The 16470-nt window shown below is 50.7% G+C and carries 13 protein-coding genes and 1 pseudogene; 7 read left to right on the forward strand and 7 right to left on the reverse strand.

Annotated features, from left to right (window positions below; translation table 11 throughout):
* Window positions 1–54: 54 nt before the first annotated feature.
* Window positions 55–747, forward strand: a complete 693-nt coding sequence (gene ompL / locus ACQ0PY_RS23655) for a porin OmpL (RefSeq protein WP_042998849.1) — start codon at window positions 55–57, stop codon at window positions 745–747.
* A gap of 486 nt (window positions 748–1233) precedes the next feature.
* Here ompL and ACQ0PY_RS23660 read toward each other — a convergent pair whose 3' ends face one another.
* Both ACQ0PY_RS23660 and typA read right to left on the reverse strand, forming a co-directional pair.
* Entirely contained in the window at window positions 1234–1935 is a 702-nt protein-coding gene (locus tag ACQ0PY_RS23660) for a DUF2778 domain-containing protein (protein WP_224788373.1), read from the reverse strand.
* Window positions 1936–2100: 165 nt separating this feature from the next.
* Window positions 2101–3924 (reverse strand): ribosome-dependent GTPase TypA, encoded by a 1824-nt coding sequence (gene typA, locus ACQ0PY_RS23665; RefSeq protein WP_042325427.1) that lies wholly within the window; start codon window positions 3922–3924, stop codon window positions 2101–2103.
* A gap of 376 nt (window positions 3925–4300) precedes the next feature.
* Between typA and glnA the strand changes: the two genes are divergently transcribed.
* From glnA to ACQ0PY_RS23685, 4 genes are all read left to right on the forward strand, one after another.
* Window positions 4301–5710, forward strand: coding sequence for a glutamate--ammonia ligase (gene glnA / locus ACQ0PY_RS23670; RefSeq protein WP_042325425.1), 1410 nt, complete (start codon window positions 4301–4303; stop codon window positions 5708–5710).
* Window positions 5711–5982: 272 nt separating this feature from the next.
* The gene (gene glnL / locus ACQ0PY_RS23675; RefSeq protein WP_042998848.1) at window positions 5983–7032 is read left to right on the forward strand and encodes a nitrogen regulation protein NR(II); all 1050 of its coding nucleotides are present in this window, start codon (window positions 5983–5985) and stop codon (window positions 7030–7032) included.
* 8 nt (window positions 7033–7040) lie between these two features.
* Window positions 7041–8450, forward strand: a complete 1410-nt coding sequence (glnG, locus tag ACQ0PY_RS23680; protein WP_042998847.1) for a nitrogen regulation protein NR(I) — start codon at window positions 7041–7043, stop codon at window positions 8448–8450.
* A 110-nt stretch (window positions 8451–8560) separates the two neighbouring features.
* Window positions 8561–8671, forward strand: coding sequence for a YshB family small membrane protein (locus tag ACQ0PY_RS23685; protein ID WP_090050632.1), 111 nt, complete (start codon window positions 8561–8563; stop codon window positions 8669–8671).
* Between the two features lie 88 nt (window positions 8672–8759).
* Here the strand turns inward: ACQ0PY_RS23685 and hemN are convergent, their stop codons facing one another.
* From hemN to ACQ0PY_RS23700, 3 genes and pseudogenes are all read right to left on the reverse strand, one after another.
* Window positions 8760–10133, reverse strand: a complete 1374-nt coding sequence (hemN, locus tag ACQ0PY_RS23690) for an oxygen-independent coproporphyrinogen III oxidase (protein WP_109739666.1) — start codon at window positions 10131–10133, stop codon at window positions 8760–8762.
* Window positions 10134–10320: 187 nt separating this feature from the next.
* On the reverse strand, window positions 10321–10830 hold the full coding sequence (yihI, locus tag ACQ0PY_RS23695; protein ID WP_042998845.1) for a Der GTPase-activating protein YihI: 510 nt from the start codon (window positions 10828–10830) through the stop codon (window positions 10321–10323).
* 103 nt (window positions 10831–10933) lie between these two features.
* Window positions 10934–11195: pseudogene (locus ACQ0PY_RS23700) on the reverse strand (hypothetical protein).
* A gap of 213 nt (window positions 11196–11408) precedes the next feature.
* On the opposite strand from ACQ0PY_RS23700, the gene yihA reads away from it, so the two are divergent.
* Window positions 11409–12041 (forward strand): ribosome biogenesis GTP-binding protein YihA/YsxC, encoded by a 633-nt coding sequence (gene yihA, locus ACQ0PY_RS23705; protein WP_042998843.1) that lies wholly within the window; start codon window positions 11409–11411, stop codon window positions 12039–12041.
* Between the two features lie 119 nt (window positions 12042–12160).
* Here the strand turns inward: yihA and spfP are convergent, their stop codons facing one another.
* Together spfP and polA are read right to left on the reverse strand one after the other, a co-directional pair.
* Window positions 12161–12208 carry a small protein SpfP gene (spfP, locus tag ACQ0PY_RS23710; RefSeq protein WP_071892919.1) on the reverse strand — a complete coding sequence of 16 codons (48 nt, stop codon included), beginning with the start codon at window positions 12206–12208 and terminating at the stop codon, window positions 12161–12163.
* Window positions 12209–12374: 166 nt separating this feature from the next.
* Window positions 12375–15161: a DNA polymerase I gene (gene polA / locus ACQ0PY_RS23715; RefSeq protein ID WP_109739667.1), complete on the reverse strand. Its 2787-nt coding sequence runs from the start codon at window positions 15159–15161 to the stop codon at window positions 12375–12377.
* A 364-nt stretch (window positions 15162–15525) separates the two neighbouring features.
* Here polA and yihG point away from each other — a divergent pair, with 364 nt between their 5' ends.
* Window positions 15526–16461: a 1-acylglycerol-3-phosphate O-acyltransferase, YihG family gene (gene yihG, locus ACQ0PY_RS23720; RefSeq protein ID WP_043001789.1), complete on the forward strand. Its 936-nt coding sequence runs from the start codon at window positions 15526–15528 to the stop codon at window positions 16459–16461.
* Window positions 16462–16470: the final 9 nt, after the last annotated feature.

Genomic DNA, 16470 nt, shown 5'->3' on the forward strand with positions numbered 1-16470 from the left:
CTATTTCCATCCAGATGGATGGCGGCTTCCCTACGCTTAAAAAATGGATTTATGATGAAAACATTACATACTCTCATTCTGTTATCTTCAGTGATATCCACCTCTGTAGTTGCTGGCGCTTATGTCGAAAACCGGGAGGCGTATAATCTGGCATCCGATCAACAAGAGATCATGCTGCGCGTTGGCTATAACTTTGACATGGGTGCGGGCATTATGCTCACTAATACCTATACGCTCCAGCGTGAAGACGAGTTAAAACACGGCTATAACGAGATCGAGGGCTGGTATCCGCTCTTCAAACCCACGGATAAATTAACGATCCAACCTGGCGGGTTGATTACCGACAAGAGTATTGGCTCCAGCGGCGCGGTGTATCTGGACGTGAATTACAAGTTTACACCGTGGTTTAATCTGACGGTGCGTAACCGCTACAACCATAATAATTACAGCTCGGTCGATTTAAATGGCGATCGGGATAATAATGATACCTATGAGATCGGCAACTACTGGAACTTTATTATTACCGATAAATTCTCGTATACCTTTGAACCCCACTATTTTATGCGGGTGAATGATTTTAATAGCAGCAATGGCAAGGATCATCACTGGGAAATTACGAATACCTTCCGTTATCGGATCAACCAGAACTGGCTGCCCTACTTCGAACTGCGCTGGCTGGACCGGAACGTAGAACCCTATCACCGCGAACAAAATCAGATTCGCGTTGGGGTTAAATATTTCTTCTAATCTGTACCAGATGAGGGCCACTAAAGGCCCTCACTTAAGAAGTGAATAAACTATTTCCTGATAAATAGGCATTTTATTTTTAAATATCTGGTTAATATTAAATCTAGTACCCAAGTTATGCTCAGAGCAATCAATGATGAAAAAGCCAAATAGATAGTCACTTCATAGTTAACAAGAAAATAGTTTCTGTTATATTCATCCAAACTCAGGAAGGAATACAGCCATGAAACAAAACCTTCAATTATACTAAGCATATCTATTATCAATGGGATATAGCTAAACGTCAATAAATAAACTATACCGCCAGCAACAGTTTTATAATCTACTGGATGGAAAAAACGCAGCATCAAAAAATATATAAAAAAACAACAAGTCACAAAATAAATTATAAACAAATCAAGATAATAACCATGTGGGTTCAGATAATATATCAAAATCGCCCATACGAATGAGACGGAAGTAGATATTATAAACAGTAAAATATAGCTAATATTTGTCATATCTATTATCCGAAACAGTAATTATGCCATAGGCTTCAAGTTGACTCCCCGGCACTTTTTGTTTATTGGCACGTAAAAGATCGCGTCTCAATTTATTAAAATCTTCTCTATGGTAAAATGTTATACAACCGTCTGAAACTCCGGTACCATCTGGCCGCAACGGATGTAATCTAAAAGAAGAGCGCTCTTGTAAATTATAGGTAAAAGGACGCTCGTTAATACCTGAAAAGTTTTCACTAGCATTTTTCACTAGTGCCCTTTTCTGATAAACTGATATATTAAGTTTTTTATATACTGAATCTTGTTCAGGAGGTTCATGAACCAAAAGAGCGCGGATATCATTTAGATAATCCGATTGACCAACACCTATATAAGACTTAAACACCACAATCGTTTTATCATTTATTAAACTGTCATTTTTAAACAATGCAAACCACTCATCGTAATTATTTCCAGTGCGCCATTCCTTCTCCTTTTGTTTTAATATCGAACCAATCCCCCCAGTGGGACGATCAACGATCCAATACTTTCCAGGAGGTATTGGGCCATTTTTTTCCATATAAGCATCTGGATTATTTTTTAAATGTCCTAAGCCAGAAAAAACATCATATACACCAGAACCAGCACATCTTAACTTTAATGTATTATCCTGAGAAATTTCTCGTAGGTTTAATGTACAATAAATCATTGATTCCCTCATAAATATATTAAATATGAATATATCCTCAACAAGAAAGCGCCTATTTAATAGTTATATGGACAAAAAAAAGATAGGTTGATTGAGATCGTAAAAAGGATAAAAAAAGCCCAGATAGATTTTCATCCATCTGGGCTTTACTATCAATGTAAATTATTAATCTTCTTTCGGACCACGGTTCGCGCGGCGGCGATCGTTTTCCGTCAGGTGCCGTTTACGAATACGGATAGACTGCGGCGTCACTTCTACCAGTTCGTCGTCATCGATAAACTCCAGAGCTTGTTCCAGAGTCATCTTAACCGGTGGAACCAGAACCGTGGCTTCGTCAGTACCGGAAGCACGCATGTTGGTCAGTTTCTTACCGGTCAGGCAGTTTACCGTCAGGTCGTTAGAACGGCTATGAATACCGATGATCTGGCCTTCGTACACTTCAGCACCGTGACCCAGGAACAGCTTACCGCGGTCCTGCAGGCTGAACAGTGCAAACGCAACCGCTTTACCCTGACCGTTGGAGATCAGTACGCCGTTCTGGCGCTGACCCACTTCACCCGGACGTACGTCGTCGTAGTGGCTGAAGGTGGAGTACAGCAGACCGGTACCGGAGGTCATGGTCATGAATTCTGAACGGAAGCCGATCAGACCACGGCTTGGAATCACGTAGTCGAGACGTACGCGGCCTTTGCCATCTGGATTCATATTTTTCAGGTCGCCTTTACGCTCGCCCAGTGCCTGCATGACAGAACCCTGGTGCTGCTCTTCAACGTCCAGCGTCACGTTCTCGAACGGCTCTTGTTTACGACCATCGATTTCGCGGAAGATAACTTTCGGACGGGAAACCGCCATTTCGAAACCTTCACGACGCATGTTTTCGATCAGAACAGACAGGTGCAGCTCACCACGACCGGATACACGGAACGCGTCCGCATCTTCAGTTTCTTCAACACGCAGTGCAACGTTGTGCACCAGCTCTTTGTTCAGGCGGTCAAGGATCTGACGAGAGGTAACGTATTTACCTTCTTTGCCACAGAACGGAGAGGTGTTGACGTTGAAGAACATGGTGACGGTCGGTTCATCAACAGACAGTGCCGGCAGCGCTTCCACATTCTGCGGATCGCAGATGGTGTCAGAGATGTTCAGCTCGCCCAGACCGGTGATCGCGATGATGTCGCCTGCTTCTGCCAGATCGCTATCGATACGCTCCAGACCCAGGTGAGTCAGGACTTTACCGACTTTACCGTTGCGAGTTTTGCCTTCGCTATCCACGATAGTAATCTGCTGGTTCGGCTTCACTTTACCGCGTTTGATGCGGCCGATACCGATAACGCCAACGTAGTTGTTGTAGTCCAGCTGAGAGATCTGCATCTGGAACGGACCATCAAGGTCAACGTCCGGCGCAGGTACGTGGTCGACAATCGCCTGATACAGCGGGGTCATGTCTTCCGCCATATCTTCGTGATCCAGACCAGCAATACCGTTCAGCGCAGAAGCGTAGATGATCGGGAAATCCAGCTGTTCGTCGGTCGCGTCGAGGTTCACAAACAGGTCAAATACCTGATCGACAACCCAGTCCGGACGCGCGCCAGGACGGTCAACTTTGTTGATGACCACGATCGGCTTCAGGCCATGCGCAAAGGCTTTTTTGGTCACGAAGCGCGTCTGCGGCATTGGGCCGTCAAATGCGTCAACCACCAGCAGCACAGAGTCAACCATGGACATGACACGCTCAACTTCACCACCGAAGTCTGCGTGCCCAGGGGTATCAACGATGTTGATACGATAATCATTCCATTTGATAGCGGTGTTTTTCGCGAGGATGGTAATCCCACGCTCTTTCTCCAAATCGTTGGAGTCCATCACACGCTCTTGAGTTTCGGCACGAGAGTCGAACGTACCGGATTGCTGCAGCAGCTTATCAACCAGGGTAGTTTTACCATGGTCGACGTGCGCGATGATGGCGATGTTACGCAAATTTTCGATCACAACTTTGCCTCAGGCATTAGAAATAGCGCGTTATTGTACACGGATTAATCGCACTACAAAACAGGATCACAAACATCCTCCGCAAACAAGTATTGCAGAGTTTCTTTGTGATCGCTTTCACGGAGCGTTAAAAGGGTTATGCACGGTCCATTGCACCAATATGGTGCTTAATGTTCACATTAAAGCACTATACTGGTGCAACATACACGGCATGGTGCAACCCTTTTGCACGATGGTGCGCATGATAACGCCTTTTAGGGGCAATTTAAAAGTTGGCACAGATTTCGCTTTATCTTTTTTACGGCGACACGGCCAATGATTAAAGAATTGAACACCTCGTTACCACGACGACTATGACCAATCTGGAGAGTTAAGTATGTCCGCTGAACACGTTTTGACGATGCTGAATGAGCACGAAGTGAAGTTTGTTGATTTGCGCTTCACTGATACCAAAGGTAAAGAACAGCACGTCACGATTCCTGCTCATCAGGTAAATGCCGAATTCTTCGAAGAAGGCAAAATGTTTGACGGCTCTTCGATTGGTGGCTGGAAAGGCATCAACGAATCCGACATGGTGCTGATGCCGGATGCTTCTACCGCAGTCATCGACCCGTTCTTCGCGGATTCTACACTGATCATCCGTTGTGACATCCTGGAACCTGGCACCCTGCAAGGCTATGACCGCGACCCGCGCTCTATCGCCAAGCGTGCTGAAGAATACCTGCGCTCCACCGGCATCGCGGATACCGTTCTGTTTGGGCCAGAACCAGAATTCTTCCTGTTTGACGACATCCGTTTCGGCGCGTCAATCTCCGGTTCTCACGTGGCTATCGATGACATCGAAGGCGCCTGGAACTCCTCCACCCAGTACGAAGGTGGTAACAAAGGTCACCGTCCGGCAGTAAAAGGCGGCTACTTCCCGGTTCCACCAGTAGATTCTGCTCAGGACATCCGTTCTGAAATGTGTCTGGTGATGGAGCAAATGGGCCTGGTCGTTGAAGCTCACCACCATGAAGTGGCCACTGCGGGTCAGAACGAAGTGGCAACCCGCTTCAACACCATGACCAAAAAAGCGGACGAAATTCAGATCTACAAATATGTGGTACACAACGTCGCTCACCGCTTCGGCAAAACCGCGACCTTTATGCCAAAACCGATGTTCGGCGATAACGGTTCCGGTATGCACTGCCACATGTCCCTGTCCAAGAACGGTACCAACCTGTTCTCTGGCGACAAATATGCGGGCCTGTCTGAGCAAGCGCTGTACTACATCGGCGGCGTAATCAAACACGCTAAAGCGATTAACGCCCTTGCGAACCCGACCACCAACTCATACAAGCGTCTGGTCCCGGGCTACGAAGCACCGGTTATGCTGGCTTACTCTGCCCGTAACCGTTCTGCCTCTATCCGTATTCCAGTGGTCGCGTCTCCAAAAGCACGTCGTATCGAAGTCCGTTTCCCGGATCCGGCAGCGAACCCGTACCTGTGCTTTGCAGCACTGCTGATGGCCGGTCTTGACGGCATTAAGAACAAGATCCACCCTGGCGAAGCCATGGACAAAAACCTGTACGACCTGCCGCCGGAAGAAGCGAAAGAGATCCCACAGGTTGCAGGTTCTCTGGAAGAAGCACTGAACGAGCTGAACCTGGATCGCGAGTTCCTGAAAGCGGGCGGCGTGTTCACTGATGAAGCTATCGATGCTTACATCGCGCTGCGTATTGAAGAAAACGACCGCGTACGTATGACGCCGCACCCGGTAGAGTTTGAGCTGTACTACAGCGTTTAACTGTATCTTAAAAGCCCGACGAATTTCACGTTGCGGCAAGGCGGCAACGGAGCGAATCCCCAGGAACAGGATAACGATGTGACTGGGGTGAGCGAAGGTAGCCAACGCAGCAGCGGCGTGAAAGACGTCAGGTGTTTTTTAGTTGCCGTGGAAACTTTTAGCCCATCTCACGATGGGCTTTTTTCACCGTCAACAATCTGATCCTTCGCGCTTTTTCTACATAAAAAGCTATAATGCACTAAATTGGTGCAAATTTTTCAGGAGACTGCTGTATGGCAACAGGCACGCTGCCCGATGCTGGGCAGATCCTCAATTCTTTAATCAACAGCATCTTACTGGTCGACGATGAGCTGGCGGTGCATTACGCCAACCCGGCCGCGCAGCAGTTACTCGCCCAAAGCTCCCGCAAACTGTTTGGTACGCCGCTTCCTGAACTCCTGAGCTATTTTTCTTTGAATATCGAACTGATGCGTGAAAGCTTAGAGGCGGGACAAGGGTTTACCGACAATGAGGTCACGTTGGTGATTGATGGGCGTTCACACATTCTTTCGCTCACCGCGCAGCGTTTGCCAGACGGCCAGATCCTGCTCGAAATGGCGCCGATGGATAATCAGCGCCGCCTGAGCCAGGAGCAGCTACAGCACGCTCAGCAGGTCGCTGCGCGCGATCTGGTGCGAGGACTGGCACACGAGATTAAAAACCCGCTCGGTGGCTTACGCGGCGCTGCACAGCTATTAAGTAAAGCCCTGCCCGACCCGGCGCTGCTGGAATACACCAAAGTCATTATTGAACAGGCTGATCGACTGCGTAATCTGGTCGACAGGCTGTTGGGCCCGCAGATGCCGGGAACGCATGTCACGGAAAGCATTCATAAGGTGGCAGAGCGCGTGGTGGCGCTGGTTTCTATGGAATTACCGGCCAACGTCACGCTGGTCCGCGATTACGATCCCAGCCTACCGGAATTGCCGCACGACCCGGAACAGATCGAGCAGGTGTTGTTGAATATTGTCCGTAATGCATTGCAGGCTCTGGGGGCAGACGGTGGGGAGATTGTGCTACGTACCCGTACCGCGTTCCAGCTCACGCTGCACGGCGAGCGCTATCGCCTGGCGGCGCGTATCGACGTCGAAGATAACGGACCGGGGATTCCTTCCCACTTACAGGATACGCTGTTTTACCCCATGGTCAGCGGCCGCGAAGGCGGCACCGGGCTGGGATTATCCATCGCCCGTAATTTGATCGATCAGCATTCCGGCAAAATTGAATTTACCAGTTGGCCAGGCCATACCGAGTTCTCGGTTTATCTGCCGATTCGGAAATAGAGGTGCTTATGCAACGAGGGATAGTCTGGGTAGTCGATGACGATAGTTCCATCCGTTGGGTGCTTGAACGTGCTCTCGCCGGGGCGGGTCTGAGTTGTACGACCTTTGAAAACGGTAACGACGTGCTGGGCGCGCTGGCGAGCAAAACGCCGGACGTACTGTTGTCCGACATTCGCATGCCGGGGATGGACGGACTGGCGCTGTTAAAACAGATTAAACAGCGTCATCCAATGCTGCCGGTCATCATAATGACTGCGCATTCCGATCTGGATGCTGCCGTCAGCGCCTATCAGCAAGGGGCGTTTGATTATCTGCCGAAACCCTTTGATATCGATGAAGCGGTAGCGCTGGTTGAACGCGCCATCAGCCATTATCAGGAACAGCAGCAGCCGCGCAATATTCAGATCAACGGCCCGACAACCGACATCATCGGTGAAGCGCCGGCCATGCAGGATGTATTTCGTATTATCGGGCGGCTCTCGCGTTCCTCCATCAGCGTGTTGATTAACGGAGAGTCCGGGACGGGTAAAGAACTGGTCGCCCATGCCCTGCACCGCCACAGCCCACGCGCCAAAGCGCCGTTTATCGCGCTCAACATGGCGGCGATTCCGAAAGATTTGATCGAATCCGAGCTGTTTGGTCATGAAAAAGGGGCATTTACCGGAGCGAATACCATTCGTCAGGGACGCTTCGAACAGGCCGATGGTGGCACGCTGTTTCTTGATGAGATTGGCGATATGCCGCTGGATGTGCAGACCCGTCTTTTGCGCGTATTAGCCGACGGACAGTTTTATCGCGTTGGCGGCTATGCGCCGGTGAAGGTGGACGTGCGAATCATCGCCGCGACTCACCAGAACCTGGAACTGCGTGTGCAGGAAGGCAAGTTTCGTGAGGATTTATTCCATCGTCTGAACGTCATCCGCGTACACCTGCCGCCGTTGCGCGAGCGCCGGGAGGATATTCCGCGCCTGGCCCGCCACTTCCTGCAGGTTGCAGCGCGCGAACTGGGCGTAGAAGCTAAGTTATTGCACCCGGAAACCGAAGCGGCGCTGACGCGGCTGGCGTGGCCGGGCAACGTTCGCCAACTGGAAAATACCTGTCGCTGGTTAACCGTAATGGCGGCTGGACAAGAGGTATTAATTCAGGATCTCCCCGCTGAACTGTTCGAAGCCACCGCGCCCGAAAGCCCGTCGCATCTCCAGCCGGACAGTTGGGCCACGCTTCTGGCGCAGTGGGCGGATCGGGCGCTGCGATCCGGTCATCAAAACCTGCTGTCGGAAGCACAACCTGAAATGGAGCGCACGTTGCTGACCACAGCACTACGCCATACACAGGGCCATAAACAGGAAGCGGCACGCTTGCTCGGATGGGGGCGTAATACCCTGACGCGTAAGTTGAAAGAGCTGGGAATGGAGTAACGTCACACGGTTGTGTAAAGATTAATAATTGAGCGCAAATTGCCGTTATTTTGCACTTTACTGTTCCGATGAGTTCAGTATGATCGTGCCCGGCAAACGGGGGACAAAACATGCTGGAATCGATTATAAATCTGCTATCAAGCGGAGCGGTCGACAGCCATACGCCACAAACTGCGGTTGCCGCAGTACTGTGCGCCGCGCTGGTTGGGCTGTTCAGCTAACACTGTGCCGGATGGCGCTATGCTTATCTGGCTTACAGGCAACATCAATCGTAGGCCCGGTAAGCGTTAGCGCCACCGGGCAACGTTTTTATATCACGCGTGAGAACTGCTGCATCCGCGCTTTTTGGCGCAGATACGCATCAAAGCACATGCAAATGTTGCGAATCAGCAGACGCCCTTTCGGCGTGACCTGAATCCCCTTCGTTGTCACATCCACCAGCCCATCTTTCGCCAGCGGCGCCAACAGCTTCAGGTCTTCGGCAAAATAATCCGCGAAGTTCAGATCCCACTGCTGCTCAACTGAGGCAGTGTCGAGACGGAAATTGCAGATCAGCGACTTGATGACGTCACGACGGATACAGTCATCGCGAGTCAGCGCGATACCGCGCCATAAGGCATTTCCCTGCTCATCCACCTGCTGATAGTAGAGTTTCAGCTCTTTCTGGTTCTGGGCATAGCAATCGCCAATCATACTGATGGCAGAAACGCCCATCCCCAGCAGATCGGTGTCACCCTGGGTGGTATATCCCTGAAAATTACGGTGGAGAACGCCTTCGCGCTGGGCAATCGCCAGTTCGTCATCCGGGCGGGCAAAATGGTCCATACCAATAAACTGATAGCCGGTCTCTGTCAGCGAGGAGATGGTTTCCTGCAAAATATCCAGCTTCTGCTGCGCGCTGGGCAGATCGGCATCTTTTATTTTGCGCTGCGCGGCAAACAGCGTCGGCAAATGCGCATAGTTAAAGACGCTCAGACGATCGGGGCTTAATTCCGCAACCCGCTTCAGGGTAAAGGCGAAACTTTCCGGCGTCTGTTTAGGTAAACCGTAGATCAGATCGATATTGGTCGACGTAAAGCCAATGTCACGTGCGTGATTGAGCAGCGCAAAAATAAACTCCTCATCCTGCTCACGGTTAACCAGTCGCTGGACCTCTTTGTTGAAGTCCTGCACGCCCATGCTGAGACGATTAAAGCCTTCCGCGCGTAAATGATCGAGCACATCCAGCTCAATCTCACGGGGATCGACTTCGATCGAAATCTCCGCATCCGCATTGAAGTGGAAATGATTTCGCAGCAGCGCCATCAGGCGACTGATTTGCGCTTTATTCAGGTAAGTCGGCGTGCCGCCGCCCCAGTGCAGTTGGCTGACCTTGCGTCCGGCAAACAGCGGCGCACGGTGCAGAATTTCCTGTTCCAGTGCATCCAGATACTGATCGGCCTTATGCTGCTGACGGGTCACAATCTTATTGCAGCCGCAGAAGTAGCAGAGTTTATGGCAAAACGGGATATGGACGTAAAGCGAGAGCGGACGCTCAGGATAGCGCGCGACAGCCTGTAAAAATGCCGGTTCGCCAAACGCATCAGAAAATTCCAGCGCGGTCGGGTACGAGGTATAGCGCGGCCCGGAATAGTTATATTTCTGGATCAGGGCCTGATCCCAGTCTATTTGTTGTTCTGACATGCTCACTCCTTCCGATGGCGTCTCTGGCGGGTACGGCGTACCGGCCGCACTCCATTTCGAGTACTAAGCCGGCTGCGCAGCCACTTCTGTCGCCGCGACAACCGCTGTAGTTTAACGAATAACCACACCAGATAACATATAACCGGAAGGGTTATAAGCAGGACGGGCAGGCCCACGGTGTAAACCGTTAGTTACCACCACGCAGCAGGCGCATCATATCTTCCTGCTTCTCATCATCTTCCTCTTCTTCGTCATCATCGTAGGAGAGGCCCAGCTTCTGCATCAGTTCATCGATGCGATCCAGTTTGGCATCCACCCAGGACTGATCTTCCGCGCTCAAGGTTTCGCCTGCTTCAAGACGTTCTAACAGCGCGTCCAGGCGCTCATCTGTTTCCAGTAAATCCAACTCAGCCTGCGGTGAAAGCATAGGTTTCTCGCTCTTCGGTTTGTGCTGTTTGGTGACTTTTTCGGTCACGCCCAATGGAATAGGGGTTTTACTGCCGATGCGTGGATCTTTCTGTTGGTTCTTGTTTTTACCGCCTGACGCCGCGTCACCACCGGTCGCACGGCTACCCGCCGCGTGTCCACGGTGTTTTTTCTGACGCTTGCGGTCACGAGCTTCCTGATTCAGCTCTTCGCGGGTTTTACGGCGTGCCTTTGCAGGGCCTTTGCCGCGTGGTGTAGAAGTGGATTTCATAGTGATTCGTCTTTGGCTGTTTTATTCAGTATATAATTGCGCCGGAATCTAGCAGAAATAAAGAAAAAAGGCGACAGATTGCTCTGTCGCCTTTTCACCTTACTCACAACCCTGAACGGGTCCTACATTCCCTGTCGGCTATCAACGCACCCTGTTTTTCCGTCAGCCTGGAACATTCCGTGTCTTTTCCGTTTCCGTATACCAACGTCTCCGAACGCCTGTCATCCTGACAATCCTGTGTCTTCGCCTCCTGGCGCTCCTGACCCTCATCCTGAGTCGTCTTCCTGTACAGCTATCCTCGCTATGGGGGTTACTCTACTCTTTTGGAGTAAAGTAACAAGTCGTTGGCCGCACAGTTCAGCCATTTTCAGAATATTACATACCTTTTAATAGTATGATTTAGTTGATTTATTTAATTATATTCTCTGCAATTACTCTGAAATTTCGTATAAGAACAATCGGCAATGTCTCACAATATGCAGGGTTTTTACTCACAACAGACCCATGTCGAAAAATCAGTCTTTTGCTCCTGTTCAGGTATAATCGCGGCAAAGCTTTGACTGACGGAGACGACCGCTTTGATTAACCTGAATTATCAACAGACGCACTTTGTGATGAGCGCGCCTGATATTCGCCATTTACCTTCCGATACGGGGATTGAAGTGGCATTTGCTGGCCGTTCCAACGCAGGTAAGTCCAGCGCGCTGAACACGCTGACCAATCAGAAGAGCCTGGCGCGGACTTCGAAAACGCCTGGCCGCACTCAATTGATTAACCTGTTTGAAGTGGTCGACGGCAAACGCCTTGTTGACCTGCCCGGCTATGGTTACGCCGAAGTGCCGGAAGAGATGAAGCGCAAGTGGCAACGCGCGCTGGGTGAATATCTGGAAAAACGCCAGAGCCTGCAGGGACTGGTGGTGCTGATGGATATTCGCCACCCGCTAAAAGATCTCGACCAGCAGATGGTCCAGTGGGCCGTCGAGAGCAACATCCAGGTTCTGGTGCTGCTGACGAAAGCGGACAAACTGGCGAGCGGGGCGCGTAAGGCCCAACTGAATATGGTCCGTGAAGCGGTATTAGCCTTTAACGGCGATGTGCAGGTTGAGACCTTCTCATCGCTGAAAAAGCAGGGCGTGGATAAATTACGGCAGAAGCTGGACAGTTGGTTTAACGAACTGGCGCCGGTGGAAGAGGATCAGGGCGGGGAGTAATTCATCGCGACGCCGGATAGCGACGCGGTGCGTCTTATCCGGTCTGGCACGCCGACCCTATCTTTCTTTCGCCCATAAAAAACGCCCCAGTCAGAAACTGACTGGGGCGGCTAAAATATTCAGCCAAATCCGATTACGTGAAGTAAAAGGTCTGAAAGATAGAACATCTTACCTCTGTACCCTACGCGAATAACTTTACTCTTTTTTGAGCAGCTCAGAAAGCACTTTTTGTAATTTTTTTTCATTCTTTACATAGGGAATTCCAATACCCATCACAAAAATCGCGCACTTATGTTGCTTAATTACGAAAAAAGCGCGTTATCTCGCGAGCACTTAGTGCGCCTGATCCCAGTTTTCACCACTTCCAACTTCCACCAGCAGCGGTACATCAATGCGTGTGCAGTTCTCCATCAACTGATGGATCTTTTTCGCTACCGTGTCCAGGTCGTCTTTGTGTACTTCAAACACCAGTTCATCGTGTACCTGCATGATCATACGCACGCGCGGTTTTTCCATTTCCAGCCAGCCATCGACCGCAATCATCGCCCGTTTGATAATATCGGCAGCGGTTCCTTGCATCGGGGCGTTAATCGCCGCACGCTCCGCACCCGCTCGACGCGCGCCGTTGCTGGATTTAATATCCGGCAGATAGAGACGACGGCCTTCCAGCGTTTCAACGTAGCCCTGCTCTTTCGCCTGAGCGCGAGTGCGTTCCATATACTCCAGCACGCCGGGATAACGTTCAAAATAGAGGTCCATGTATTTCTGCGCTTCTTTACGCGGAATGTTCAACTGGCGCGCCAGACCGAACGCACTCATACCGTAGATCAGACCAAAGTTGATCGCTTTCGCGCTGCGACGCTGTTCGCTGGTCACGGTCTCCAGCGGCAGACCAAACACTTCGGCGGCGGTGGCACGGTGAATGTCCTTCCCTTCGGCAAACGCCGTCAGCAGCCCTTTGTCGCGTGAAAGGTGCGCCATAATACGCAATTCAATCTGCGAATAGTCCGCAGAAACAATCAGGTAATCCTTCGGCGGGATAAATGCCTGGCGGATACGACGCCCTTCTTCATTACGTACCGGAATGTTTTGCAGGTTCGGATCGGTCGATGACAAACGGCCCGTCGCGGTCACGGCCTGATGATAAGAGGTGTGCACACGCCCGGTTTTCGGGTTAATCATCAGCGGGAGTTTGTCGGTGTAGGTCGATTTCAGCTTCGCCAGACCGCGATACTCAAGAATCACTTTAGGTAGCGGGTAATCCAGCGCCAGTTCTTCCAGCACTTCTTCAGAGGTTGACGGCGCGCCGCCTGGGGTTTTCTTCAGCGGCTTAATGCCCTGTTTTTCGAACAGGATCGTCTGCAACTGCTTGGTTGAAGAAAGGTTAAATACTTCTCCTGCAATCTCATGGGCTTTCTGTTCCAGCTCCGCCAGACGGAGCGTGATCTCCTCGGAGTGCTTGTGCAGCACCGCGGGGTCGATCTTCACACCGTTACGCTCTACACGAGATAACACCGGTACCAGTGGCATTTCGATGTTTTCAAAGACGTTCAGCGGCCCTTTGTGCTGCTGCAGCTCTGGCCACATTTTCAGATGCAGCTGTAAGGTGACATCGGCATCTTCTGCCGCGTAACGTCCCGCCTCTTCCAGCGCAATCTGATTAAAGGTTAGTTGGTTCTTCCCTTTACCCGCAATCTCTTCAAAAGTGATGGTTTTATGTTTCAGCCAGCGATCGGACAAACTGTCCATATCGTGACGTCCGGCAACGCTGTTCAGAATGTACGACTCGAGCATGGTATCAAAAGCGATGCCGCGCAGTTCGATACCATAATTCGCCAGAATGCCGCGATCGTACTTGAGATTTTGCCCGACCTTACGCGCGTTTTCATCTTCCAGGAGCGGCTTGAGCATCGCCAGCGCACGGTCGCGGGAGATTTGATCCGGCGCATCCAGATAGTCATGCGCCACTGGCACATAAGCCGCCACTCCCGGCTCAATAGCGAATGAGAGCCCTACCAGGTTGGCGGAGATGTTATCCAGACTGTCGGTTTCGGTATCGAAGGCAAACACTGGCGCTTTTTTCAGCTTCGTAATCCACGTTTCCAGCGTCGCTTCATCGAGAATGGTCACGTAATTCTCATAAGAAAGTACGACAGCGGCTTCTTCCGGGGCTTCATCAATGACAATCGTTTCCTGCGGTTTTACCGCCGGTTTTGCCCCTTTTGCTTGTAACCACTTGCCCGCTTCGACATCAGCGGTCCAGCGCTTGAATTCATACTTTTTAAACAGCCCAACCAGTTCGTCAGCCTGGGGTTGTTGCACTTCCAGTTGTTCGCAGGTCAGTTCCAGCTCAACGTCTGTTTTGATCGTCGCCAGTTTATAGGAGAGGTATGCCACCTCTTTGTTTTGCTCAAGTTTACCCGCCATAGTTTTCGCACCACGGAACGTCAACCCGGCAATTTTATCGGACTCAGCATAAAGAGTATCCAGGCCGCCCAGCCCCTGTAGCAATGCCTGCGCGGTCTTTTCCCCGACCCCCGGTACGCCCGGAATGTTATCGGAGGAATCGCCCATTAGCGCCAGGAAATCGATGATCAGTTCCGGCGGCACGCCGTATTTTGTCACCACCTCATCTGGACCAAGAATGGTGTTGGTCATGGTATTGATGAGTGTGATATTTGGCGTGACCAGTTGGGCCATGTCTTTATCGCCGGTACTGATCAGCACCGGGCGCCCCATTTTTTCTGCCTCACGCGCCAGGGTACCAATAACATCGTCCGCCTCCACGCCAGATACAGCCAGCAGCGGTAGCCCCATCGCCTTCACCATGGCATGCAGCGGTTCGATCTGCGCCCGCAGATCGTCCGGCATCGGCGGGCGATGCGATTTGTAATGCTCGAATAATTCGTCACGGAAGGTTTTACCCTTGGCATCAAATACCACTGCGGCATGCGTTGGCTGATATTGCATGATCAGGCTGCGCAGCATATTGAGGACACCGTACATCGCGCCTGTCGGTTCGCCTGCGCTGTTGGTCAGCGGCGGAAACGCATGGTATGCGCGATAGAGATAAGAGGAGCCATCTACAAGGATAAGTGGGTTTTCTGGGATCTGAACCATAATGTCCGTGCCTGTTTATCAGATTATGGATAAAGGATGCCACAGACAGGATGAAAACATGAGTTTTTCACCACATTTGTCGTAATTCTTTTGCAGATCTTCTGGATCGCTCGCAAAGCCGCCTGTGGATAACTTTGTGAATAATTAATTTTCATCGCATTAATTTCAAAACGATGCGTTAACCATCATTTATAAAATTCTTTAAATTCAATTAATTATAAAAACGACAGAATAAACCCTTTATGTTTTCATTGAATTACTGAATGTGGATAGATATGGCGTGTTTTTCTCTGTCGCGAAGAACCGTCATTTGAGTCATTTTCTGATAAAATCAGCCCCCTTGCGCGACTTTAGCGTACTGTTTATGGCTAATCCTTTGAATAATTTAATCATGGCGAGATTACTCGCTACAGTCACCCTGTTGCTGAGCATTGCATTGACCATTGTGGTCACAATTTTGTGCTCCGTACCGATCATTCTGGCCGGACTGGTAAAGCTCCTGCTGCCCGTTCCGTTCGTCTGGCGCAAGGTATCTCTGTTTTGTAATTTCATGATGTATTGCTGGTGTGAAGGCCTCGCCCTGCTGTTGCATCTCAATCCATGGCTGAAATGGGATGTGCAGGGCCTGGAAGGACTGAGCAAGAAAAACTGGTATCTGCTGGTGTGTAATCATCACAGCTGGGCGGACATCGTGGTACTGTGCGTACTCTTTCGCAAGCACATTCCTATGAACAAGTACTTCCTTAAGCAACAGTTGGCCTGGGTACCTTTTATCGGCCTCGCCTGCTGGGCACTGGATATGCCATTTATGAAGCGCTATTCGCGCGCTTATCTCCTGCGCCACCCGGAACGCCGCGGTAAAGATGTCGAGACTACCCGTCGGTCCTGCGAGAAATTCCGCGCGCATCCCACCACGATCGTTAATTTCGTCGAGGGCTCCCGCTTTACCGAAGAAAAACGTCAGCAGACCCGCTCGCCGTATCAACACCTGTTGCCACCAAAGGCGGCGGGCATTGCGATGGCGCTGAATGTGTTAGGTTCGCAGTTCGATAAATTACTTAATGTTACGCTGTGCTATCCGGAAAACGACCGTACGCCCTTCTTCGATATGCTGAGCGGGAAACTAACGCGCATAGTGGTTCGCGTGGACATGCAACCCATTCAGGAAGAACTGCACGGCGACTACGTTAACGATAAAGGATTTAAGCGTCGTTTCCAGCTATGGCTGAATACGCTATGGAGCGAAAAAGACGTGTTAATAGAAGAGATTAAAGCGACAACTAAAAACGCCGGTCACTGACCGGCGCTG

It is taken from the genome of Citrobacter sp. LST-B2 (assembly GCF_057983045.1).

Bases quoted from the DNA above. Each gene is read 5' to 3' on its own strand.
- ompL (WP_042998849.1), top strand. From the start codon at position 55: ATGAAAACATTACATACTCTCATTCTGTTATCTTCAGTGATATCCACC.
- ACQ0PY_RS23660 (WP_224788373.1), bottom strand. From the start codon at position 1,935: ATGATTTATTGTACATTAAACCTACGAGAAATTTCTCAGGATAATACA.
- glnA (WP_042325425.1), top strand. From the start codon at position 4,301: ATGTCCGCTGAACACGTTTTGACGATGCTGAATGAGCACGAAGTGAAG.
- glnL (WP_042998848.1), top strand. From the start codon at position 5,983: ATGGCAACAGGCACGCTGCCCGATGCTGGGCAGATCCTCAATTCTTTA.
- glnG (WP_042998847.1), top strand. From the start codon at position 7,041: ATGCAACGAGGGATAGTCTGGGTAGTCGATGACGATAGTTCCATCCGT.
- ACQ0PY_RS23685 (WP_090050632.1), top strand. From the start codon at position 8,561: ATGCTGGAATCGATTATAAATCTGCTATCAAGCGGAGCGGTCGACAGC.
- hemN (WP_109739666.1), bottom strand. From the start codon at position 10,133: ATGTCAGAACAACAAATAGACTGGGATCAGGCCCTGATCCAGAAATAT.
- yihI (WP_042998845.1), bottom strand. From the start codon at position 10,830: ATGAAATCCACTTCTACACCACGCGGCAAAGGCCCTGCAAAGGCACGC.
- polA (WP_109739667.1), bottom strand. From the start codon at position 15,161: ATGGTTCAGATCCCAGAAAACCCACTTATCCTTGTAGATGGCTCCTCT.
- yihG (WP_043001789.1), top strand. From the start codon at position 15,526: ATGGCTAATCCTTTGAATAATTTAATCATGGCGAGATTACTCGCTACA.